This window comes from Leuconostoc pseudomesenteroides KCTC 3652 (assembly GCF_014634745.1).
In the GTDB taxonomy this organism is placed as follows: Bacteria; Bacillota; Bacilli; order Lactobacillales; family Lactobacillaceae; genus Leuconostoc; species Leuconostoc pseudomesenteroides.
In genome coordinates this window covers 252,474-276,438 of record NZ_BMBP01000001.1, presented here as the reverse complement: position 1 = coordinate 276,438, position 23,965 = coordinate 252,474, and the positions used below count along the sequence as shown (strand labels likewise).

Annotated in this window: 25 protein-coding genes and 1 tRNA gene; 21 read left to right on the top strand and 5 right to left on the bottom strand. The window is 38.8% G+C overall.

Going from position 1 to position 23,965, the window contains the following annotated elements:
- The first annotated feature begins 15 nt into the window (after nt 1-15).
- The 3 genes from IEU65_RS01345 to IEU65_RS01335 all read left to right on the top strand — a co-directional run bounded on the left by IEU65_RS01345 (nt 16) and on the right by IEU65_RS01335 (nt 3,679).
- Complete coding sequence (locus IEU65_RS01345; RefSeq protein ID WP_010281385.1) at nt 16-1,716, top strand: phospho-sugar mutase; 1,701 nt, start codon at nt 16-18, stop codon at nt 1,714-1,716.
- 123 nt (nt 1,717-1,839) lie between these two features.
- Nucleotides 1,840-2,199: a 50S ribosomal protein L19 gene (rplS, locus tag IEU65_RS01340; RefSeq protein WP_010281387.1), complete on the top strand. Its 360-nt coding sequence runs from the start codon at nt 1,840-1,842 to the stop codon at nt 2,197-2,199.
- 124 nt (nt 2,200-2,323) lie between these two features.
- Nucleotides 2,324-3,679, top strand: a complete 1,356-nt coding sequence (locus tag IEU65_RS01335) for a gluconate:H+ symporter (RefSeq protein ID WP_031941073.1) — start codon at nt 2,324-2,326, stop codon at nt 3,677-3,679.
- Between the two features lie 323 nt (nt 3,680-4,002).
- Here the strand turns inward: IEU65_RS01335 and IEU65_RS01330 are convergent, their stop codons facing one another.
- Nucleotides 4,003-4,704, bottom strand: coding sequence for a YslB family protein (locus IEU65_RS01330; RefSeq protein WP_010281391.1), 702 nt, complete (start codon nt 4,702-4,704; stop codon nt 4,003-4,005).
- 86 nt (nt 4,705-4,790) lie between these two features.
- Here IEU65_RS01330 and murI point away from each other — a divergent pair, with 86 nt between their 5' ends.
- The 9 genes from murI (at nt 4,791) to IEU65_RS01285 (ending at nt 12,260) form a co-directional block, all read left to right on the top strand.
- Nucleotides 4,791-5,630, top strand: coding sequence for a glutamate racemase (gene murI, locus IEU65_RS01325; RefSeq protein WP_031941074.1), 840 nt, complete (start codon nt 4,791-4,793; stop codon nt 5,628-5,630).
- Nucleotides 5,627-6,229 carry an XTP/dITP diphosphatase gene (locus tag IEU65_RS01320; protein WP_010281400.1) on the top strand — a complete coding sequence of 201 codons (603 nt, stop codon included), beginning with the start codon at nt 5,627-5,629 and terminating at the stop codon, nt 6,227-6,229. The genes murI and IEU65_RS01320 overlap by 4 nt, the downstream gene beginning before the upstream one ends.
- Before the next feature lie 28 nt (nt 6,230-6,257).
- Complete coding sequence (locus IEU65_RS01315; protein ID WP_010281402.1) at nt 6,258-6,794, top strand: YfcE family phosphodiesterase; 537 nt, start codon at nt 6,258-6,260, stop codon at nt 6,792-6,794.
- Nucleotides 6,795-6,880: 86 nt separating this feature from the next.
- On the top strand, nt 6,881-7,939 hold the full coding sequence (gene ruvB, locus IEU65_RS01310; RefSeq protein WP_010281405.1) for a Holliday junction branch migration DNA helicase RuvB: 1,059 nt from the start codon (nt 6,881-6,883) through the stop codon (nt 7,937-7,939).
- Nucleotides 7,936-8,796 carry a metallophosphoesterase family protein gene (locus IEU65_RS01305; protein ID WP_010281408.1) on the top strand — a complete coding sequence of 287 codons (861 nt, stop codon included), beginning with the start codon at nt 7,936-7,938 and terminating at the stop codon, nt 8,794-8,796. Before ruvB ends, IEU65_RS01305 begins: the two co-directional genes overlap by 4 nt.
- A gap of 2 nt (nt 8,797-8,798) precedes the next feature.
- Nucleotides 8,799-9,860 carry a tRNA preQ1(34) S-adenosylmethionine ribosyltransferase-isomerase QueA gene (gene queA / locus IEU65_RS01300; RefSeq protein WP_010281410.1) on the top strand — a complete coding sequence of 354 codons (1,062 nt, stop codon included), beginning with the start codon at nt 8,799-8,801 and terminating at the stop codon, nt 9,858-9,860.
- Between the two features lie 15 nt (nt 9,861-9,875).
- The gene (locus IEU65_RS01295) at nt 9,876-10,790 is read left to right on the top strand and encodes an alpha/beta hydrolase (protein ID WP_010281413.1); all 915 of its coding nucleotides are present in this window, start codon (nt 9,876-9,878) and stop codon (nt 10,788-10,790) included.
- A 151-nt stretch (nt 10,791-10,941) separates the two neighbouring features.
- Nucleotides 10,942-11,532, top strand: coding sequence for a Holliday junction branch migration protein RuvA (ruvA, locus tag IEU65_RS01290; protein ID WP_031941075.1), 591 nt, complete (start codon nt 10,942-10,944; stop codon nt 11,530-11,532).
- Between the two features lie 95 nt (nt 11,533-11,627).
- Nucleotides 11,628-12,260, top strand: coding sequence for a deoxynucleoside kinase (locus tag IEU65_RS01285; RefSeq protein ID WP_010281416.1), 633 nt, complete (start codon nt 11,628-11,630; stop codon nt 12,258-12,260).
- A gap of 77 nt (nt 12,261-12,337) precedes the next feature.
- Here IEU65_RS01285 and mscL read toward each other — a convergent pair whose 3' ends face one another.
- Nucleotides 12,338-12,718: a large-conductance mechanosensitive channel protein MscL gene (gene mscL / locus IEU65_RS01280; protein WP_010281419.1), complete on the bottom strand. Its 381-nt coding sequence runs from the start codon at nt 12,716-12,718 to the stop codon at nt 12,338-12,340.
- 166 nt (nt 12,719-12,884) lie between these two features.
- Between mscL and IEU65_RS01275 the strand changes: the two genes are divergently transcribed.
- From IEU65_RS01275 to IEU65_RS01265, 3 genes are all read left to right on the top strand, one after another.
- Entirely contained in the window at nt 12,885-14,345 is a 1,461-nt protein-coding gene (locus IEU65_RS01275; RefSeq protein WP_010281421.1) for an ABC transporter permease, read from the top strand.
- 33 nt (nt 14,346-14,378) lie between these two features.
- Nucleotides 14,379-15,038 (top strand): ABC transporter ATP-binding protein, encoded by a 660-nt coding sequence (locus IEU65_RS01270; protein WP_010281424.1) that lies wholly within the window; start codon nt 14,379-14,381, stop codon nt 15,036-15,038.
- Nucleotides 15,039-15,189: 151 nt separating this feature from the next.
- A complete protein-coding gene (locus IEU65_RS01265; RefSeq protein ID WP_139967111.1) occupies nt 15,190-15,804 on the top strand; it encodes an ECF transporter S component in 615 nt (204 codons plus the stop codon).
- A gap of 5 nt (nt 15,805-15,809) precedes the next feature.
- On the opposite strand, the gene IEU65_RS01260 is transcribed toward IEU65_RS01265, so the two are convergent.
- Nucleotides 15,810-15,882: transfer RNA gene (locus IEU65_RS01260), tRNA-Arg, on the bottom strand.
- Between the two features lie 109 nt (nt 15,883-15,991).
- Between IEU65_RS01260 and IEU65_RS01255 the strand changes: the two genes are divergently transcribed.
- Nucleotides 15,992-16,606, top strand: coding sequence for an ECF transporter S component (locus IEU65_RS01255; protein WP_010281430.1), 615 nt, complete (start codon nt 15,992-15,994; stop codon nt 16,604-16,606).
- A gap of 196 nt (nt 16,607-16,802) precedes the next feature.
- On the opposite strand, the gene IEU65_RS01250 is transcribed toward IEU65_RS01255, so the two are convergent.
- Entirely contained in the window at nt 16,803-17,426 is a 624-nt protein-coding gene (locus IEU65_RS01250; protein WP_010281433.1) for a TetR/AcrR family transcriptional regulator, read from the bottom strand.
- 213 nt (nt 17,427-17,639) lie between these two features.
- Between IEU65_RS01250 and IEU65_RS01245 the strand changes: the two genes are divergently transcribed.
- From IEU65_RS01245 to IEU65_RS01235, 3 genes are all read left to right on the top strand, one after another.
- Complete coding sequence (locus IEU65_RS01245) at nt 17,640-18,251, top strand: WxL domain-containing protein (RefSeq protein WP_010281434.1); 612 nt, start codon at nt 17,640-17,642, stop codon at nt 18,249-18,251.
- A 74-nt stretch (nt 18,252-18,325) separates the two neighbouring features.
- Nucleotides 18,326-18,904, top strand: coding sequence for a hypothetical protein (locus IEU65_RS01240; RefSeq protein WP_168441464.1), 579 nt, complete (start codon nt 18,326-18,328; stop codon nt 18,902-18,904).
- A 9-nt stretch (nt 18,905-18,913) separates the two neighbouring features.
- Nucleotides 18,914-19,930 (top strand): DUF916 domain-containing protein, encoded by a 1,017-nt coding sequence (locus IEU65_RS01235; protein WP_010281443.1) that lies wholly within the window; start codon nt 18,914-18,916, stop codon nt 19,928-19,930.
- A 91-nt stretch (nt 19,931-20,021) separates the two neighbouring features.
- On the opposite strand, the gene IEU65_RS01230 is transcribed toward IEU65_RS01235, so the two are convergent.
- Complete coding sequence (locus tag IEU65_RS01230) at nt 20,022-20,651, bottom strand: hypothetical protein (RefSeq protein ID WP_010281446.1); 630 nt, start codon at nt 20,649-20,651, stop codon at nt 20,022-20,024.
- 274 nt (nt 20,652-20,925) lie between these two features.
- On the opposite strand from IEU65_RS01230, the gene IEU65_RS01225 reads away from it, so the two are divergent.
- A complete protein-coding gene (locus IEU65_RS01225) occupies nt 20,926-22,773 on the top strand; it encodes a ribonuclease J (RefSeq protein ID WP_010281448.1) in 1,848 nt (615 codons plus the stop codon).
- Between the two features lie 108 nt (nt 22,774-22,881).
- Nucleotides 22,882-23,805 carry a hypothetical protein gene (locus IEU65_RS01220; protein ID WP_010281450.1) on the top strand — a complete coding sequence of 308 codons (924 nt, stop codon included), beginning with the start codon at nt 22,882-22,884 and terminating at the stop codon, nt 23,803-23,805.
- Nucleotides 23,806-23,965: the final 160 nt, after the last annotated feature.

The following is a 23,965-nucleotide window of genomic DNA, read 5'->3' as shown; positions in this document are numbered from 1 at the left end:
AAAAGAAGGTTAATCATGAGTTATCAAGAAAAATTGGCACAGTGGCAATCGGCGAATTTGCCTGACTATCTAGCTTCTGATTTGGTATCATATTCAGCTGAAGAGCAGGAAGATGCTTTTTATCAAAACTTGAGTTTTGGTACAGCGGGTATGCGTGGCCTACTTGGTGCCGGTACTAATCGCATGAACATTTATACTGTTCGTCAGGTGACTGAAGCATTGGCACGTTATATTGCTTCGCAAGGGGAGACAGCAAAACAGCGTGGCGTGGCAATCAGTTTTGATTCTCGTCATTTTTCTCCTGAATTTGCGGCAGATGCTTCACAGGTACTTTCTGCACATGGTATCAAGAGTTATTTGTTTACATCATTGCGTCCAACACCTGAACTATCATTTGCTGTGCGCGAATTGAACGCATTTGCCGGTATCATGATTACTGCTTCACATAATCCTAAAGAATACAATGGTTATAAGGTGTATGGTGAAGATGGTGGCCAAATGGTTCCCGACGCTGTTGCAGCAGTTGTGAAAGAGTTGGAAGGTATTGCTGATATTTTTGATATCTCATTGGATGAGAAAAACACCAATGTTCAAATGATTGATGACGATATTGATAACCTTTATTTATCAAAAATGAAAACAGTAACAGTTGATCCTGAACTAGTAGCACGTGAGGGGGCTTCACTCAAATTTGTTTATTCACCACTTCACGGCACTGGTCAGTATATTGGTGAAAAGGCTCTTCAACAGGCTGGTTTCACTAACTATACTGTCGTTAAAGAACAAGCTGTCATTGACGGTGATTTTCCGACAGTCAAAAAGCCCAATCCTGAAGATGCAGCAGCTTTAACACTTGCGATTGAATATGCAAAGCGCGAGGGTGCTGATGCGGTGGTCGCGACTGATCCTGACGCCGATCGGATGGGTGCCGCGGTTAAGTTGGCGGATGGTAGTTTCCAAGTGCTTACGGGCAATCAAATTGCTGCTGTATTAGTCAATTATCTCTTGACGGCGAAGAAAAATACGAAATCATTGCCTGAAAATGGCGCCATTGTGACGTCAATTGTTTCATCAAGATTTGCATCAACTGTTGCTGAAAGCTTTGGTGTTGAGACTGCGGACGTGTTGACTGGATTTAAATATATTGCAGCAACAATTGATGAATACGAAGCAACAAAATCACATGAGTTTTTGTTTGGATTTGAAGAGAGTTTCGGCTATTTGGTAAAGCCCTTTGCTCATGATAAAGACGCAATTCAGGCACTAGTGTTATTTGCTGAAGTCGCGGCATACTATAAGTCACAAGGCAAAACATTTGCCGATGGTGTTCACGAATTGTTTGAAAAGTTTGGTTACTTTGAAGAAAAAACCATTAGTTTGGACTTTCCGGGTATTCATGGTAACGATGAAATGGCAGCCATCATTTCTGAATTCCGAAATAATCAACCAGACGCGATTGGCAGTGTCAGTGTAGCGCGTGTACAGGATTTCTTGTCTTCACTAGAAACTGATAACACAGGTGAAACGGTCACACTCAAGCAACCAAAAGCTAATGTTTTGAAATATTGGCTAGCAGATGGTTCATGGGTTGCGGTTCGACCTTCCGGTACAGAACCAAAACTAAAGTTTTATATTGGCGTCGTTTCCGATACACAAGCAATATCTCAAGCTAAAATTGATAAAATTGCAAGTGATTTAATGACCCGTGCTAAGTAATACTGGACACGGGGCATTGTGTCTGATATACTGTTATGTGGCTGATAATTGCCATATTAACGATAATCCGCTGTGCGTTTAGCCTACGGGCAAGTGCAAGATTGTCGAATAGGAGAATGACCAATGCGTCAAAATAGTATTTTAGAAAATGTAACATCAGCACAATTGCGTACTGATATTCCTGAATTCCGTGCCGGTGACACTGTTAAAGTGTATGCTAAGATCGTTGAAGGTTCACGCGAACGTATTCAGTTGTTTGAAGGTGTTGTGATCAAGCGCAAGGGTGCTGGTATCCAATCTACTTACACTGTTCGTAAGATTTCTTCAGGTGTTGGTGTGGAACGTACTTTCCCATTGCACTCACCACGTGTTGACAAGATTGAAGTTGTTCGCTTTGGTCAGGTTCGCCGTGCAAAGTTGTACTACTTGCGTGCATTGCAAGGTAAGGCAGCTCGTATTAAAGAACGTCGTCGCGACGTTTAAGTTACTGCAAAAAGCATCTCCATGTGAGGTGCTTTTTTTTGCGACAAAATTTAACCACAAATATGAATTGTGTGATAAAATGAAAGCGGTTACAAAAAATAACATATTGTTTAGGAGAATGCGTATGATGTCATTTGTTGTTTTAGGATTGGGCATCCTATTTTTATTAGTCTTGATTATCAAGTTTAAGATTAATACTTTTATTTCACTGATTTTAACTGCTGCTCTAGTTGGCGCGGGATTAGGTATGCCACTGGATCAAATTCCCACTTCAATTCAAAATGGTATTGGTTCATCCCTTGGTGAATTGGCCATTGTGTTTGGCTTTGGTGCAGTATTAGGAAGATTAGTCGCTGATGCCGGTGGTGCTTATCGTATTGCACACACACTGATTGCTAAATTTGGAAAAAAGCGTGTTCAGTTAGCAATTATGGTCGCGGCTTTTATCATAGGTATTGCGTTATTCTTTGAAGTGGGCATGGTGTTACTGATTCCGATTGTTTTTGCGATTGCTTTAGAAGCTTCAGTGCCTTTACTTTATCTTGGTATTCCAATGGCTGCTGCTTTGTCAGTAACGCACGGTTTTTTGCCGCCTCATCCAGCACCAACAGCGATTGCGGGGGCACTAGGTGCTAATCCGGGAACTGTATTAGTGTATGGCTTAATCGTGGCCATTCCGGCTGCTATTATTGCGGGACCGATTTTTACAAAATTAGCACAGAAATTTGCACCAGATGCTTTTGTAGTTAAAAAGCAATTAACGGCATTTGGGCAACAAAAGACTTTTCAAATTAATGAGACACCCAGTTTTGGTATTTCAGTTTTGACGTCATTGTTTCCTGTTTTATTAATGGGAATTACGACCATTTACACAATTATCTACAATGATGGTCAACCTTTTAAAAACCCGAAGGGAATTGACGCTTTCATTACTATGATTGGAAACCCGGTTGCTGCAATGATTATTTCTTTGGTATTTGCTTTGTGGGCAATGGGATGGCATCAAGGTCGTGCTACAAAAGATATGATGGTAACGGTTGAAGATGCTGTTAAATCAATCGCTATGTTGTTATTGATTATTGGTGGAGGTGCTGCTTTCAAACAAATATTGATTGATGGTGGCATTTCAAAACAAATTTCCGATTTGTTCATTCATTCAGCAATTTCGCCTCTGATCTTGGCTTGGTTAATTACTGTATTATTACGTGTTGCATTGGGGTCTGCTACGGTAGCTGCCTTAACCGCGGCAGGGCTTGTCCAGCCGTTGATGGCGGCTTCAGGTATCAATCCCGCTTTGATGGTATTGGTTATTGGAGCTGGATCGTTAGCATTTTCACATGTCAATGATGCTGGCTTTTGGATGTTTAAAGAATATTTTGATTTAAATGTTAAGCAAACACTGCAAATATGGACTGTATTAGAGACAATCATTGCTGTTGTGGGACTGGGAATGGTTCTATTGTTGAATCTAATTGTGTAATTGTTAACTTATGTGACAAGTTTTAACGTAATTTTTCTGTAATGTTTTTGTCAAAATGTAGATACTTTTTTTGGTCATAGTTGGTCTATAATAGAAACATACTCAAATAACATTTGAGTTTCATTACTCCCCCCAGTAATGTTTCAATCAGTTCCCCCAATTACTGGTTGAACACCGATAGCTTCGGCTATCAATTCCCTTGACCATCCCCCTCTTAGGTCAAGGGATTTTTTATTATAAAAAAATATAATAATAAAAACCACTAATTTAAACATGTACAAGCGGCTGGAAGAGGCACTGTAATGTATAAAAATTAGTGGTTTTTATTGATTCTTATTTGGATGAGAGGGTACATTGAATGGATCAATTTCTTCACCGGACAAAGCACTCAGACTAGAGTGTTCCTCGGTGGGCATCAATGTGTCATCAAAATTAAAGGCTAAGAGGGAATCGGTAATTGATTGTTCGCGGGAAATGTCATCATCATTGCGAACCTCAATCATAGTAGCATTTTCTGTTGTATCGTGTGTTTTCTTTAAAAAAGTTTCACGAGCTGCAACGCGTTGCTTAATATCTTCGACATTAACTGTTTCGGTTAAGTCAGTTACGACTTCAAATGAAACGCCTTCATTTTTTTTGAGATACTTGAAATTTGCCTCAGCAATAGCACCAGTCTGAACTTCAAGCTGTTGTGCTAAAAAACCTGCTTCTAGACTAAAATCAGCATTCTTATTCAGACTAAGACGTTGCTTGACTAGATCGCCAGTCAACTCCCAGCGCTGATTTTTACTATCTTGAGATTTGATTTCTAGATCGCCGAAAGCAGCATCAGCAAAAAATTCTTTGACAGAAGTTAAAGTATCAGTTGGAAATTGGCGTGCAATCTCTTTTCCAGCCCAGTACAGAATGTGAGGATAGTCTTCTTGTAATAAATTAACGAGTAAACCATCGCGTAAAAGGCTAAGTGCGAAGCTATTGACTTGAAAATTTGTTCGTAAAATTTTATCGTAATCATTGATGTCCATAAGTGCGGTAATCCTTTCATTTCATTATACACAATTATGACTGTGAAATGCTTGCATTTTTAATTAAGCCGTTCATAATTAATAATATGAATAAAAATAATCCAATTGGGTTCATTGATTCTGGCATTGGTGGTTTAACCGTTGTTAAGGCTGCCCAAGAACAACTACCTAACGAACAATTTATGTATATTGGCGATACAGCACGTATGCCGTATGGTCCTCGGCCAGCTCAAGAAGTAATCGATTATACTTTTCAGATGGCCAATTTTTTGATTGAAACAAAAAAGATTAAATTACTGGTGATTGCCTGCAATACTGCGACGGCCCGAGCACTACCACTGTTACAGACAAAGTTACCAATTCCCGTCATTGGCGTAATTCAATCTGGTGCTGAAGCAGCAGTTCGTATGACTAAAAGTAACCATATTGGTTTAATTGCTACCCAAGGTACGGTAACAAGTGGTATTTATGAAAAAGAAGTGGCTAACTTGGCGCCGAATGTTATAGTGCAGGCCCAACCTGAACCTGATTTTGTTACGTTGGTGGAAGACGATGACTATGAATCCGAATACGCCCAAAAATTAGTGGCAGATCACTTAAGTCATTTTGGTGATGACACAGTTGATACGCTTATTCTAGGGTGTACACATTTTCCGCTTTTATCACCATTTATACAGTCAGCCGTGGGGAGCCAAGTCAAGCTAATTGATGCTGGTGCTGAAACAGTGACAGTTGTTAGGCAATATCTTGATACATACAACCTGCATTCAGATGTTGTTCATGGACATGATCAAGATATTTATCATACGACTGGTGATAAAGTAACATTCCAGAAAATTGCGACGAACTGGTTGTCACGAGCACAGCCACTGGATGTTCGTCATTTAGTGATAACCAATAATCATTTAGAGGACGAAAGCGTATGAAAAGATTGATCATTGCCAGTAATAATGAACACAAAATGCAAGAATTAGAATCGATATTACGTGATATCAATGTTGATTTGAAAGTCGTACCGTTGCGGGAATTAGATAATGTGCCAGAAATCATTGAGGACGGTCAAACGTTTGAAGAAAATGCCACAAAAAAAGTTACCACAATCGCAAAAATCGCGCCTAATGACTATATTTTAGCTGATGATTCGGGTTTGACGATTGATGCTTTAAACGGCGAACCGGGTGTTTATTCTGCTAGATATGCAGGTGATCATGATGACGACGCAAATATAGAAAAAGTTTTCTCTAAGATGGGTGATACTACTAACCGTGCGGCACATTTTCACAGTGTAATTGTATTGTTATCGCCTAACAGGCAACGGCTGGTCACTTCTGGTACCATTGATGGTGTTATTACAACGCAACGACATGGTGATAATGGATTTGGCTACGATCCCATTTTTTGGGTGCCACAGTTCAATCGAACTTTTGCTGAATTAACGGCTTCAGAAAAAAATGCTGTTAGTCATCGTGGCCTTGCGTTGCAGTCACTTGGCAAACAACTCCCACAATGGTTGGCAGAAAATTAAGTTTAGCAATGAAAGGATAATTCATATTATGAGTCAATTTTTAATCGTATCAGATATTCATGGTGATCGTGCTATCTTTTTGGATATTTTAAAGCAATGGCAATCACGGGTTGATGGTATTTTTTATGATGGTGATTCGGAACTACCTGCTGATGATAAAGTGTTTGAAGGCGTTTCTACCGTGATTGGCAATATGGATGATGATCCTGACTTCGTTGATGCACGCGCAACAACGATTGACGGCGTTACTTTTTTCCAAACACATGGTCATCTGTATGATGCTACTTCCCTACTAGGTTGGGCTAATTTACAGCAAATGAGCCGAGCGGCGGATGAAGCAAACGCGCAAGTAGTGCTTTTTGGTCATACACATAAAGAAGGTGCTGTCACTTACCAAGGTAAATTGTTTATCAATCCTGGTTCTACAACCATTCCAAAAGGATCACACGCTAACTTAGGCGGCACGTATGCTGTATTGTCAGTTAATGAGACTAAGTTTACAGTGACATTTTATAATCGTCGGCATGAAGCTCTACCAGATTTAACAGTGATTGTCGCACGATAAGAGTAGCGTGTTGTTGTTCAAAAAAGCCATTGTATCGTCGATAGAATGGCTTTTTTACGTTATGATAAACGTGTATAATAATGTGTATGACAGAAACAGAACCACAATTTAACCAATGGTATGAAGAAAATACTGAAGTTGATGAACTATTACGTGATGCAGAAGCAAATGAGGCGGAGCGTCATGACGAATTATCATTGAGACCACAATATTTACGAGAATATATTGGACAGACACCGCTCAAAGATGAGCTGTCTGTCTATATTGCTGCTGCCAAGCAACGAGAAGAAGCGTTAGATCACGTACTGTTATTTGGCCCACCAGGACTAGGAAAAACTACGTTAGCGATGATTATTGCTAATGAAATGGGGGTTCATATCAAGACGACATCAGGTCCTGCTATTGAGAAGCCAGGTGATTTAGTGGCATTGCTAAACGAACTTGAGCCAGGAGATATTTTATTTATCGATGAAATTCATCGTATGCCAACTAACATTGAAGAAATGATGTATTCGGCAATGGAAGACTATTTTGTGGATATTATGGTTGGACAGGGACCAACCGCTCGAGCAGTCCATTTTCCCTTGCCACCGTTTACGTTAATTGGTGCGACAACTAGACCTGGCATGCTATCGAAACCTTTGCGGGATCGGTTCGGTATTATTAACGCGCTCCAGTTTTATACACCAGAAGAGTTGCAACATATTGTGGTTCGCACAGCCGATATTTTGCACGCGCCTGTTAAGCCAGAAGGAGCTTATGAAGTTGCCTTGCGGTCACGCGGGACACCCCGAATTGCCAATCGTTTATTAAAACGGGTAAGGGACTTTGCGCAAGTACAAGGGAAACAAGCAATTGACAAAGAAATTGTTAGAGTTGGTCTAGACAAACTACGTGTTGACAATCGTGGCTTAGACGAAACAGATCATAAATTTTTAGATACTATGATTGCCTATTATCATGGTGGACCAGTGGGATTAAATACAATTGCAGCTAATATTGGTGAAGAAGCTGAAACATTGGAGTCTATGGTTGAACCTTATTTGCTGCAAATTGGTTTTTTGCAACGTACCCCGCGTGGACGGGTGGTGACGCAGGCAGCTTACGAACATCTTGGCGTACCTTATCAAGAGGAACTATCATGAATTTTATTATTTCTGATACGCATTTTAACCACGAAAAAATTTTATATTTTGATAAATCAAGAGCAGATGCGTTGCGGAACTTAGACATTGAGCCTACAGTTTCCAATATGGATCAGTATCTTGAAAACCAATGGAACGATACGGTAAACGATGATGATGTTGTGTATTTCTTGGGTGATTTAGGTATGTTTCGTAAGAAACAGGACTTTGTTGCACAATTGGCTCGTCTAAAAGGACAAAAAGTTTTTTTCAAAGGCAACCATGACCATTCTGATCAACTTAAAGCAGCCTTGAAGGCGCCTGAAACAAAACTCATTGAGGTGGTCGATACAGCGAAGGCTATTAAAATAAATGGCATTCAGGTTTGGTTAAGCCATTACGCAATTGATTTGCCATATCCAATTTTGTCGGTACATGGTCACATTCACGAAGCAGAGTATGAAAACCACGGTATGGTCAATTTATCGCTTGACTCTGTTTTGATGCAGCAATATCCTTTTGGTCAACCCTTGTCATTTGATAAGTTATGGCTGGAATTAAAAAAGCGGTTAGAAATGATTGAACAATCATATGCTATTGAGTCGGAAAATAAGCGATTTGACCGACAAGTCGAGCGGGCATTTGATGAAGTCATCACCATCAACAAACCGACACCCACACAACGTCATGAACTCGCTTTATTGGTTGAATATCTCAACAAGAATCATTTAACTTATGCAGACGTACTAGAGCGTTTTGACATACCGAACGTGAATAAACAGCTGTCACTTGATGAAAAAATGGCTGTTTCACAAACGGGATATGAATTTGAAAAAGCAACGGGGCTAGCTGGGAACAGCGGCGGAAAAGGAAACTAATAATGACAACAGAGAAACACTACACGTTATCAGATTTTGATTATGATTTACCGGAAGAATTGATTGCGCAAACACCGCTAAAACAGCGCGATGCCTCACGTTTGTTAGTTCTTAACGCAGAGACAGGTCAATATGAGGATAAGCATTTTTATGATATTTTGGACTATGTCAACGCTGGGGATGCAATTGTGATGAATAATTCACGCGTTTTACCGGCACGTTTACATGGAGCTAGACCAGAAACAGGCGGTCATGCCGAAGTATTATTGTTGCGTCAAGATCACGGTGATGTTTGGGAAACGTTGGTGAAACCTGCAAAAAAATCACCAGTTGGTTCAACAATTGTTTTTGGGGATGACTTGGATAATCCGATTATGACAGCTACGGTCGTTGGTGAGTTGGAGCACGGTGGTCGTTATGTTGAATTCCATTACGATGGCATTTTCATGGAATTATTGGAGCAGTTAGGTGAAATGCCGTTGCCACCTTATATTAAAGAAAAGTTAGATGACCAAGAGCGATATCAGACTGTTTATTCAAAAGTAGATGGTTCCGCTGCTGCGCCAACTGCAGGGCTGCATTGGACGCCTGAATTATTAGACAAGGTTCGAGCTAAGGGAGTTAAAACAGTCGAGCTAACACTTCACGTTGGGCTGGGAACATTTAGACCAGTTGATGAAGAAAATATTGACGATCACAAAATGCACAGTGAGTTTTATCAATTAAGTCAAGAGGCAGCGGATCAATTGAATGAAGTGCGTGCTAATGGCGGACGTATTATTGCTACTGGTACGACATCAATCAGGACGTTAGAAACAATTGGGTCAAAGTTTGATGGTGACCTAAAAGCTGATTCTGGATGGACTGATATTTTCATTAAGCCTGGTTATCATTGGACTGTTGTGGATGCATTCATAACCAATTTTCATTTGCCTAAATCAACGCTTGTTATGCTGGTGGCTGCTTTTACTGGCCGTGATAATATTTTGAATGCTTATTCGCACGCTGTTGCAGATAAATATCGCTTCTTTAGTTTTGGAGATGCCATGTTCATTCACAAATAATAGGGGTATAAATGAATGAAAAAAAGAACAACAACGCTTTTAGCTGCGAGTCTGGCTTTAGGTGGTGCTATTCTTGGTACAAATCAACTTTTTAGAATGGCCACAGTGGCTAGTGAAAAAACAGTTGTGCCAGATGATGTGTATCCAGATAACGTTTTATTTGCTAATCAAGAAAGGTTTAATCGACTACCACGAGAAACTTGGACAATAACTTCGTTTGATGGTTTGAAATTGAAAGCGTGGTATGTTGCTAATCAGCACAGTGAAAAAACTGTCATTTTAAGTCATGGCTGGCGTATAACAAAAGCTAGAATGGCAACTTATGGTGATTTGTTTTACAGCTTAGGCTTTAACGTTTTAGTGCCAGATAATCGGGCACATGGTGAGTCGGGTGGTAAATTTATTGGGTTTGGTTATTTGGATCGCTTTGACTATTTGCAGTGGATTGATATGGTGTGTCAAAAAGATAAACAGCAGAAAATTGTTTTGATGGGCATGTCCATGGGCGCGACAACGGTTTTGTCTGTAAGTGGTGAAAAGCTACCAAATAATGTCAAAGCCGTGATATCTGATTCGGCCTATACAAGCGCCTACGATGAACTCAGATATCAGGCTGGACATATGTTTCATTTGCCGGCATTCCCTTTTTTAAACGTTTTAAATTGGATGTCTGGTTGGCGGGCTGGCTTTCAGTATTCTCAGGCAGATGCCCGTCCTTTAATTGGAAAAAGTCAATTGCCAACGCTGTTTATTCATGGCTTAGCTGATGATTTTGTGCCGACCAAAATGGTTTATGAATTGATTAAACTGCATCACGGAGAGCATGATGTGTGGTTGCCGCAGGGCGCAGGGCATGTTGCTGCTTTTGAAGAATATCCGCAAGAATATATTGAACGAGTTGCTGCATTTTTGAAACAGCATGTATTATAGGTCGCGTTATTAAACGCTTTGTTTGGGTGGTAATTCAAGTAAGTTGATTCAATAGCTGACGTCAAGAAAAATTATGAAAAAACAGATAGTTTAATCTGCTAAGAACTAATTTTCTGATTGAATGACACTAATAGTGAAAGAGAGTATGAATATGTACGAATATATTAACGGATTAATTACGAATATTACACCAGCTTATATCGTGATTGCCTCACGGAGTGGCGTCGGGTATCGTCTTTACACTGCAAATCCTTATCGTTTTGAGGAGAATGTTGAATCACATGTTTATGTGCAACAAATTGTCAGAGAAAATGATATCAGCTTGTTTGGCTTTATTGATGCGAATGAAAAAGCATTGTTTAATAAGCTATTAAATGTTTCTGGTATTGGACCCAAAAGTGCCTTGGCAATCTTGGCTAGCGCTGATGCTACTGGATTGATTAATGCGGTGGAGAATAACGATAGCGCATACTTAACGCAGTTTCCAGGTGTTGGTAAAAAAACTGCGCAACAAATTGTATTAGATTTAAAAGGAAAATTAGACGATTTAGCAGTTGAAAATAGTACGGCAACACCAGCCACAGCGACAAATGATTCTCGAGCACTTGATGACGCGCTTGAGGCACTTTTGGCATTGGGATATACTAAAAAAGATATTAAAGTCGTAGGTGAGCAATTAAGTCAAACGAGCGATTCGACAGATGGTTATATTCGATCTGGCTTAAAGATGTTAGTGAAATAGTTCGGCTTTTACTGTCAATACGTCCAACAATTGACCTTGTTATTTGGGCGTTTTTTTTGTATGATAGGTAGGCTAATAAATTATTGGAGGTCGTTATGGTGATTATTACTGCGGGCATGATCGGCGTTGGAAAAACGACATTAACAGGCTTAATTGCAGAGCATATGGGTACACAAGCATTTTATGAGCCAGTAGGTGATAATCCTGTGCTACCACTTTACTATTCAGATCCAAAACAATACGGCTTCTTGCTTCAAATTTATTTTTTGAATCGTCGTTTTGATATGATTAAACAAGCACTTGCAGATGACAACAATGTGTTAGATCGTTCTATCTATGAAGACGCTTTGTTTACTGAGGAAAATCATAAAGATGGTAATATTTCTGATGCTGAAATGGATGTCTATACGAGTTTACTTGATAATATGATGGCTGAACTGCAAAAAATGCCTAAAAAAGCACCTGACTTGATGGTATACGCCGAAACGGATTTTGACACCATTTTGTATCGCATTAAAAAGCGTGGTCGCAACTATGAGCAATTTGATAACAATCAAGGATTGCGTGACTACTATTTCAAGATGTGGTCGGCCTATCGTGATTGGTTTGATGCTTATGATGCTTCACCAAAACTTAAAATTGATTTACAAACATACGATTTGGAGCAAAAGGATAACCAACAGGTGATTCTAAACCAAATTGATGATGCTCTAAAAGCGATTCGTTAATATTGACACCATGTTGTGGTGTTTTTTTTTGAACAAAAAAACCTACCACGTTCATTGTGGTAGGTCAAAAGTATCTATTAAGCTTTTTTCTCTGTTTCCAATAAATTACGAATTTCTGTCAGAACTTCAAGCTCAGGATTAGCTTGAACGGCTTCCTCTTTGTTAGCTTTGAAGACGCGGTTAATCACTTTGACAAGTATGAAAACAACAAATGCTGTAATCAAGAAGTTAATCAAATCGTTTAAGAAAGCCCCATACTTGAAGGTTAGCGTTTTGCTAATGACTAATTGTAGTTTGTCTAAGTCTGAATGACCACCAGTCGCAAAAGCAATGATTGGCCCGATCAAGTTGGTTGTCAATGACTTTACCAAACCAGTGAATGCACCACCAATGATAACACCAACTGCTAAATCGAGAACGTTCCCGCGCATAATGAAGGCTTTAAATTCTGATAACATAAAATATCCTCTAATCTTACTAATATAATGTAACTCTATCATACAGGATAACCGTTGATTTACCAACATATTAACAGTTTTGTTCATTTAATTTTCATTTAATTGATATAAGTTTAATTTTTGATTGATATATTGTCGTCATTAAGTAAGTTTAAGGAGTGTTATCATGGATTTTATCAAACGAGCTGGTTTGTATTTACGGCAAAAAATTGGTCGAACTTTACTCATTACCTTGGTGATGAGTGCGATTATGATCTTTGTTTTGGCGGGCATTATTATCCAAAATGCAGCGATTCAAGCAACTAATAGTGCTAAAAACGCTGCAGGAACCACTGTTACGTTGAGTGCTAACCGTGAGAAAGCTTTCGCAGCAATGCGAAAAAGTCAGGAAAGTGCGTCATCATCGAGCAGCAGTTCCACAACTAGACCAAGTATTTCATTACCTGGGGTTAGTATAACCACAGCTGAAAAAATAGCTGCACTAAGCAACGTGGCGGGATATCAATTTAGCAATAGTGCTTCAGTAAATGCCAGTGGTTTCACAGCGATTACAACAACATCATCAAGTGGTGGTTTCAAAGGTGGACCTTCCGGTGATACTTCAACCCAAGGCGATATTACTATCAGCGGTGTTTCAACGACGGCCGCCGAAACTAATTTTAAGTCAAAATCCTATACAATTACTTCTGGTCGAGGCATAACATCAGCAGATAAAAATACGAATAATGTGGTAATCGAAAGTGAATTAGCAACAAGCAACAAGCTAAAAGTTGGCGATACCATTAAAGTTAAAACAACTGCCACGACGTCTAAGACTTACGAAATGAAAATTGTCGGTATCTACAAAGCCAAGACAACTTCTGGCAGTGCGGCACAAGGTGGACCTGGTCAACAATCTGATCCATCTAATACTATTTTCAGTAGTTATACATTCGCCGGTACGGTAAATGGTGATAGCACCACAGTTACCAGTGTTGTGTACACATTGACAGACTCTTCAAAGGAAGCTGCCTTTACCAAAGCCGCTAAAAAGTTAGTCTCAAGTAGTTTCAGTTTAACCTCAAGTGCTGAGACCTATGCTTTGCTAATGAAACCAATGAAAAACGTTCAAAGCTTTGCTAATAAGATCGTGTGGGTTGTTGGTATTGCCGGTACAATTATTCTTGCATTAATTACTGTATTGATGATTCGTGAACGGCGTCATGAAATTGGCGTGTTAATGTCATTAGGTGAAAGCAAAGTTAAAATTGTACTGCAATTATTCTCTGAACTATTTGCAATATTGGTTGTTTCACTTGTCATTGCGGGTGTTGCTGGTAATTTTGTTGGTAATGCCGTGGGTAAGCAACTAGTTTCACAGCAAACAACAGCTACACAAACAACCACAGCCGGTGCTGGATTTGGTGGTGGGCGTGGCGGTGGATCTGGTGCACCAACTGCTGGCGGTGCAAATCGCGGCACAATGACAGCAACGGGTAGTCAAGTACAAAACTTAAAAACAAAGTTAAGTGGCTCAGCCATGGCTGAACTCGGTGGATTAGGCTTGGGTATTATTGCTATCGCAGTTGTTGCAGGGTCAACACCAATCTTCCGATTGAAGCCAAAAAAGATTTTGTCAAATGAATAGAGTCTCACTTGAAACAATAAAAGGAGTTAGTCAATGACATTAGCAATTAAAAATTTGACACATCAATATAATGCGCAGGAACGTCCCTTATATGAAAATGTGAATATGACATTCGAGCCACGCACACTGTATAGTATTGTCGGTCAATCAGGTTCTGGTAAAACAACATTATTAAGTTTTTTGGCAGGATTGGACACACCATCTGAGGGAACAATTACTTTGGATGATCAGGATATCAAATCCTATGGTTTAACGAAATATCGTAACCAAAAGGTGGCCATTATATTTCAAGCATACAATCTTTTGAATTATATGACCGCAACTCAAAATGTTGCCTCAGCGTTGTCAATGACAAAATCAAAGCATACTGGTGATAAAGAATATATATATAGTACGCTCAATAAGTTAGGCATTGATCGAACACTAGCTGATAAAAACGTGCAACAATTATCTGGTGGGCAACAACAACGTGTGGCGATTGCTAGAGCTTTGGCAGTAGATGCAAAAATTGTCATTGCTGATGAGCCGACTGGGAACCTAGATGAAGAAAATACACAAGAGGTAATTAGCATATTTCAAGAACTGGCTCATGAAGTTGGGAAAACAGTCATTATTGTTACCCACGAACCAAACGTTGCCAAAGCTGCTGATATTCAAATCAGTCTTAAAAATCGGCAGTTTTCAGTTGTTTGAACTTACTGTCAAACATATCATCTTTCGTTAATGTTGATTACAATAAGCTTATAAAAAATGTCTGTTTTGAATCTATAAACAGACATTTTTTTATTGACAAACTTATCTTTTGAATGTATAGTATATGGCATAAACTATTTAGGAGAATAACATGAGTACCAAAAAAACAAAATATTTGGTTGTAACAACCTTTTTTATGGCGATTGTGTTAGTTCAAATGATTGTGCCGTGGTTAGGCATGTTGCCACTTGGCGCATTTGTTGTTGGCGCTTCTGCAACAATTATTCAATTTACAGTTGCTATTGCGGCGATTATTTTAGGACCTAAGTATGGCGCATTTATTGGTGGCTTCTGGGGTGTGTTATCATTTATAAACGCGTTAACACATCCTGGGACTATCGGTTCATTGATGTTTCAAAATCCATTAACGGCGATTGTACCGAGACTCTTGGTAGGTTTGTTAGTTGGCTATCTATTCAATGCACTATTCCGAAATCGTCGAGTAGGCACGAAAGTCTTTGGATTGGGATTACTAGGCGCAGTCGCGGCTATCATTAACACAACGGGTGTTGTATTGCTAACGACAGTGGGTTTTACCGTTATGCATACCAATTTCACTGGTATTCCAACGCATGGTATTTTGCCTTGGTTAGTCGGTATTGTATCATTCAATGCAATTTTTGAGATAATAGTTGGTTTTATTGAAGTCGGCCTTGTTGCTGGTATTTTGTTACTCATTGCAGAGAAAGCTGATATTAAAGGGTAATTAAATGCGTCCACCCAGACTCGAACTGGGAGCAAAGACTTAGGAGGTCCCCGTTTTATCCCGTTAAACTATGGACGCGGTACTCATAAATTATACCGATTTTAGATGATAAAAACAAATATTATATTGAGAAATCTTCAATCGAATAATGTATACTAACAATAGATAAGTATAAGAGGTGATCATCATGACAAATAATAAGACAAAATATTTGATTGTAGCGACGTTTTTTATGGCGATTATTTTACTGCAAGTCTTAGTGCCATGGCTCGGGTACATTCCGTTAGGCGCTGTTATTGTTGGTGCACAACCAACAATTATTCAATTTACTGTGGCACTAGCCGCTATTATTTTAGGTGGCAAGTGGGGTGCGTTCTTGGGTGGTTTTTGGGGTGTGATTACTTTATGGCAAGCCTGGTCAACCCCTGGTACGATTGGCTCATTGATGTTTCAGAATCCTTTCACAGCACTTGTACCAAGGATTTTGATTGGCGCTGTTGTAGGCTGGCTGTTTAATCGGTGGCTCCGTCAGAAAAAGTCCGGTTTTCGTACAATTGGTTTAGGTGCACTTGGCGCATTATCAGCTCTCATCAATACAGTGGGTGTGGTATTATTCACGGTAGTTGGTTTTACAGTCATGAAAACCAATTTTACCGGTATTCCAAATCACAATTTGTTAGGCTGGCTTTTAGGGCTTGTATCCTTTAACAGCCTGTTCGAAATTATTACTGGCATTATACTTGTATCTGTCATTGGTAATATCATTTTACCGATTGCACAGCGAGCTGGTATTCACGGATAAAAAATCAAACCGCATTGGCGGTTTTTTTATTTGTATTCTGTTAAAAAATATGTAATATTCCGATGAATTATCATATTTCAGGGATTGATTCAGTATTTTTTATTGAAAAAAATGATGATTAAACGATTTAGAAATGGATTTATTGGTCAAACGATTATGATATGACCATTTATTTGCTATTACATTGATGCACAAACTACTGCGTTTTTGAAATATTATCATGCCAATGTGTTGTTAAAAAACTAGTATCACTAATCGAAGTGCTAATTAAAAGCTCACTGAGGTATGCGGCTTCATGAACAGGCAAGAGAGGATCAGACATTAACCAAGACACAGTGGACTGACCTAAAAAGTGTAGTTGTTGATCGACGATAAAATTGGCGCCATAATCATCGTGACGAATTAGATTAAATGGTGCCCAGTGCTTTTTGAAATAGCTGATTAATAAATTAAACAGTTCAAAATCTGGACCTAATTGTTGATAAACAGTAATTAGAGATGACTGATTTGCAGACAAAACTTCAAGCACGTGCTGCCGCAAAGCCCGATTTCGAATATCAAAGGTTACCGGACCTTCGTGAATTTGACAATGATTGATTGTATCTTCGATTTCCGTGATAATTTTTTGAGTTAGATAATTGCAAAGAATATCAGTAGGTTCGCTAATGTAAAGGTAGCAAGTTTTGCGGTTGATATGACATTGACGCGCAATTTGTGAAATAGTAATTTTCTCAAGGGGATAACATTTTAATAAGTCAATAACAGCGTTCAAAATATCATTTTGGCGTCTTTTAGCATTGCGATAGTTGCTATTTTCCATGATTTTACCTCCAAATAATACTAAAAATGAATATTGTGTGAATTTAAAAAGGACAAATATGAATATAATTGACCATAACATTTTATAACATTATTTGTCAAAATAGAATGTGTTCAAGAAAGACTTTACAAGTAGAAATCATTTGGCCAAATGACTTATCAGTCATTATTTGAACGACAAGAGAGCATTTTTAAATATTTTAGGAGAAATATTATGATGAGAACAGTTAAGCGTATAAGTGTAGCATTAGGTAGTTTGGCAACAATGACATTGTTGAGTAATGCAACGTATGTAGCAACCCAAAATGTTTCCGCCAATTCATTGTCAGGAAACTCGCGCGTGACTTTTACTGGTAACACAGATCCTGCCAGTAGTTTGAAGTTAACACGAGTTTCTAGTTTTGATTTTGGTTCATCCGAACTAAGATCAGGAACGAATACAATGACTGTACTTGGTGATTATTCTATCTCAGTTGAGGATACGCGTGGTGGTGATCAGGGCTATCAAGTACAAGCAAAAGCGTCGCAAATGAAGACTGCTTCGGCTGCTGTCCCTGGACAAAGTTCGAGTTTAACTTTACCAATTAGTAGTTTTAAGTTGACGATTGGTAATGGTAATACAAATTCGATTGGTGGTTCAATTCTTGGAAGTCAAAATAGCGAAATTTATACGGTTGCTAACACAATTGCCACTGGAGATGCTAATTCCAACGGATTAAATAGTACTGGTTTAGTGAGTGCGGCTGTTGACTTTGCCAATACAGGTGTTAAGGCACTTGAGTATAGTGGCACAATCGACTATACCCTGTTAGATGTTAAAGCCTAACAATGATGGTAGAGCGGACGAGACAAAAATTTTCAATTTGGCTGTTCTGCTTTCTGACCGTATTTGGAATAATGGTGGCTTTTTTTGACACCCATGTTGCTGTTTATTCAGCAGATATCAAGCATGGCGCCAAAGATCCGATTTCACTTGATAAAGTGCCCGTATTTGATATTGGCGTTATCGCACTACAAAATAAACAATTAGTGGGTAATCGCTTGATTTATCGTAAAAGTTCACCAGATTTATCGGGTCCAAGCGTTATCGATAACAGGATTGAAATATGGTCTGGCGGTAAAACTGCTTATCCATCTGGTAAGCGAACAGGCATCACGGTATCAGCTAAAGCGTCCCCTATGAAAATGAATCGAACGGGAACGAGTTTGCCAATTTTGTCTTTTAATTTGATAGCTTCTGATTATCAAGAATCAGAAAAATTTCAATGGGGTTATAACTGCACGGCTGCTAAACCATTAAATATTTATGGCACCTGGCAACAAATATTTTGGACAAAAGAATCAACAAAACAGAATTTTAATGACAAATTGGTGCATTTTTTTGTTTATGCCATGTTAGAGGTAGACGCGAATGTGCCTATTAAGGCGGGAGATTACACTGGTACAGTGGATTGGCTAACTGCGGAAGTGAGTCATTAAAGGAAAACTATGAAATATTTGAAATATCTTGTTTTAACAACATTTTTTGCTTTAGGTTTTGGGTGGCAGGCATCTGTTAGTGCTGATGCAACCGCACCGCTGTTTAGCGTGAAAGCTGAACAACATCCTAATCAAATTGATAAAAAAGTGAGCTATTTTGATTTAAAATTGTCTCCCAAGGACAGTACTCAGCTTAAGCTTAAGCTTTCTAACAACGATAAAGAACAAGCAGTGTTTGCTATTCACGCAAACGCTGCTGTAACCAACGACAATTTAATTATTGATTATAGTCAGAATAATGCTGGACGTCTTTTGACAGGACCGGCTGACTTTCATTTTAATCGAATCGTTAATTATAGTGGTCCTAAAATTGTGACTGTACCAGCTAAGACTATAGCAACAATCGTTGTTGACGTTAACATGCCGCAACAGCCTTTCAATGGTATTATCGAAGGTGGTATCTATATCACAAAACAGTTAGATGATAAGATCAAAGAGCAGGGTGGTATGCAGAATCGTTTTAGTTATGTGATAGGCTGTGTGATACGAGAAAATGATCAGCAGGTTCAACCAAAAATTGTTGCTAAAACCATCAAAACAAAGACACAATTATATCGACCCAATGTCATCTGGAAAATGTCGGCGCCAAATCAAATCAACATTTCTGATGTAACTGTTGACGGTGATATAACAGATCTTCAAAATAAAAAACAAATAATGTCACGTCATGAAACCCAACGTCAAATTGCGCCAACATCTAACTTTAATTTGGTGTTTAAAGGGGATAATGATTTGAAGTCCGGACGTTACTTGGCTAAAGTAGTGATGAAGGATAAACAAGGGCATATTTGGCGATTCTCGCAACATTTTACAGTTGGTACTCCTGTCAAAACCCAAATGGTCAAAAGGTGGACGATGAATTGGTGGTATTGGCTCTTGATCATATTGTTAATTATAATCACTTACAAACTTTATCAACATTTTAAGCAAAAGAAGCAAATCTTACGGCATGAGAAGAAGTCATAACAGCTAACGAATCATGTTGAGCATATTGCTCAACAATACATAAAATAGTCATCAAAAAAGTCAATTTCGATTTTGAAATTGACTTTTTTGTTTATTGAAGTCCAGTTTGTGATTTACTGCTAGCAATCAATTGGACATTATTTTCACTGCCACTTGGTGTAAATATAATGACTACTTTGGCACCGCTTTGACTCTGCCATGTGGCATAGGCATACTGGCTATCAGCCGTCAAATAGGTTGGGTCACCATAAGTTTGACGAATGGTATTGTATGAAGTGCTACCTAAGGCTAAGTTGTTATATGCTGACAGTGTCCACTTACCAACTGTGGTTGTTGCAACACTGCTTGAGGCTGCACTTGACGAAACACTGCTGCTGGCTGAACTATCAACGGGTGCTTGTGTTGCGTCTTGTTTTGCACTACTAATAGCAGCTGCGACTTCGCTACTAGCGCTTGCTGGTGCTTGTGTTACAGTGACAGTACTTGAACTTTCAGCGCTAGAAACTTCACTTGTAGAAGATTCTGTACTAGAAGTTGATGCTTTTTTAGTTGTTTTTTTCTTTTTACTTGAACTCGTACTAGATGATGAAGTGGTTGTTTTACTGTCATTAGATTGTTGCCCAAGAACTGTAAAACCGACAATAACCAGTGCGACGACGATTACCAACGTGATAATTAAATTCCGTTTTTTATGTGATTTTTTAAAAGGTTGACGCTGCATGAAAAATAAATTCCTTTCTGAGTGGGGAAAACTTTGCCAATGACTTGACGTAATTTGATCAACAAATAATAGTCGAGCGTAGGCTACATCAATAATAACAGAAAATGAGAGAAAAGTATGTTAAAATAGAAGCTAGTGAAGTATCGAGACAAGCAACAAGGATGACCTCAGTGTTATAAGACCAGTAGAATCCTGTTATGATTTATACGAAAAAAAGAGAAAGCAAACAACCCTGTTGCTTGCTATTTTCAAATATCATTTATAAGGAAGAATTATGACTAATTTAAGTATTATTCCGTTTGGCGGAGTCCGCGAAAACGGGAAAAACATGTATGCTGTGACTGTGAATGACGAAATTTTTATTTTGGACGCTGGGCTGAAATATCCCGAAACTGATCAGCTTGGTGTTGATGTGGTTGTACCAGATTTTGAGTATTTAATCAAAAATACAGATAAAATTGCTGGTGTATTTTTATCACATGGACACGCTGATGCGATTGGGGCATTACCTTATTTTCTGCAACAAGTAAATGTGCCAATATTTGGCTCTGAATTAACGATTGAATTAGCTAAACTGGCTATCAAGGATCAAGACGCCTTAAAAGATTACGACGACTATCATGTTGTCAATGAAAAGACTGAAATTGATTTTGGCGATGTCAAGGTATCATTTTTCAATACTACACACTCAATTCCAGAATCGCTAGGGATTGTGCTAGGGACTGAATACGGGCAAGTTGTATATACCGGTGATTTCAAATTTGACCAAACTGCTGAAAGTTACTACCGGACAGATATTGCACGTCTAGTGGAAGTTGGCCAAAGTAAAGTCTTGGCATTGTTGGCCGATGCGGCTGGTACAGAAGGCGGCGCTGACTCAGTTAATGAATCGAAAATTGGCGATTATATCTTAGAGACTTTCCGAGACAATAAGAAAAAACGCATTATTGTTGCTGCGGTTGCGTCAAACATTCAAAGAATTCAGCAAGTAATCAATGCCACTGCTGCAACAAAGCGGCAACTGGTTTTGTCGGGAAACGATATTGAAAATGTCGTGAGAACAGCAATTCGTTTGAAAAAGTTGGATTTGCCAATTCCTGAAAGTAAGCTTTTTGTGAATTTGAAAAATGCAAAAAATTTGGCGGCTAGTCAAACCGTCATTCTTGAAACCGGTCGCATGGGAGAACCGATTAAACATCTTAACCGGATGGCTAATGGCGAGGATAAGTACGTTCATATTGGTGAAGATGACCTCGTATTTATAACGACGACGCCTTCAACTGCAATGGAGGGCGTTGTTGCGAAGACGCGGGATATGTTGTTTAAACAGGGAGCAGATGTCAAGCAAATCAGTAATGATATGCGGTCAAGTGGTCATGCCTCTCGGAATGATTTACAAATGATGATTAACATCATGCAACCGGATTATTTTATGCCTATTCAAGGTGAGTATCGTGTGATGACAGCTGCAAAAGATGCTGCTGAGGAAGTCAATATTCCCGAAGACCATATCATGATGGCTATGAAAGGTGATCAATTCAAATGGTTGGATGATCACTTTGAGTTACAAGATTCATTTACAATTGGCGAAACACTGATTGATGGCGCAGGGATCGGTGATATCGGTAATGTAGTGCTTCGCGATAGGCGCATTTTATCTGAAGATGGTATTTTTGTTTCCGTTGTGACGATTGATCGCAAAAAGAGGCAAGTTGTTTCAAAACCCAAGTTAACGTCGCGCGGTTTTGTGTATGTTAAAGCAAATCGTGATTTGATGAAAGAAGCCTCAGACTTAACGGTTAAACAAATTGAAGATTACCTTAGTAATACTAAAAATTTTGATTGGAATGAGCTGAAAAATAGTGTTCGAGAAGTACTTTCAAGATTCTTGTTTGAACAGACTCGTCGTCGCCCAATGGTGATGCCTGTGGTAATGGAAGTTAATCAAAACAGACGACCAAATAACCATAAGTCAACAACGACACAATCAGGAGCGCAATCAAATAAGCGTCAAATACCAAAAAAACCGGGTAATCCCAATGTTACCAAGGTGACAAAGACTGTTAAGAAGGGACCACGTCGTCCTAACAATCGTCGTCCGCAACCCAAAACGGCTGAATAACAAAAATCCCAACTCAAGTGAGTTGGGTTTTTGACTAATAAAGAAAGGAGCATCGTAACAATTATGAGTTGATTCTTAATTTTCATAATTTGTTATGTGACCGAAAAAATGACCGACCATATTACGCCAGAAACACAAGCACTTATTGACCGTGCACAACTAGAAATGAAACAAGAAAACTGGCACGATGCTGCGGAAACACTTGCTGACTTATATGAAAACTTGCAGACCTTTGACATTAATTATCGCTTAGTGACAGCTTTATTTATGGATAAACAATATCAATTGGCTTCCTCTTATGCTGACGATTTTTTGGCAGAATATCTCGACGATGAAACACATTTTCGAATGATAGTGGCACTGGCAGTCCAAAATCAGAGCTTTGTTTACGCGCAACAATTAGCAATGTTATGGGATGATGAACAAACACAGTCAGATATTCTAGATGAAATTAGAACTGCTGAAAATCACGCCAAAGAGACAATGGCAACAACTTTAGCAACGATTAGTCGTCAGTTTTATCACATGAGCGACTACGACTTGGATGCGCAACGTAATCGTTACGAGGCTGCTAGAAGGCTACCGGTGGCTGATTTTGTTATCGGCGCTAAATTTTTATTAGTTGATCCATTTGCCTTGCCGCTAATACGCGCAACTTTATTAGAAGATTTACAAAAGCTAGATATTCAAGAACCCGTTCAATATCGCTGGCTAGATGAACAACTTTACACTATCCGTCTTGACCACATTAATCCATTGACGAGTTCCGAAGTTTTTGAAAAAATTGCGACATTAATTGACGATCGATTGGGTCAAGAAGATCCTGTAGCGTTGGAAATGTTAGCCCATCAAATGAGATTAGAGCTAACACTTTTGTACCCACAAACTGACGACGTGATTATTGATGCTGACAGCTGGGTTGATAGCAGTCTAGATCGCTACTATGGACAATCAAATCATACTGAAGTTGGACTGCAAAAATATTGGCATGATAAAGTAAATGAAATTACAAACAGCTTTTTTGAAAATTAATGTTAAAAGTGTTTACATTTTCTTAATAAGTCGGTATAATAATTTTTGGCTTCAAGAGCCGGAAAAATGCAAGTTACTTGTTGTCTTTTGACGGCTTGCGTTGTAAAATATATTTATAAACATTTTTCAGAATTACTGAAAAATGAATTTTGGAGGAAAC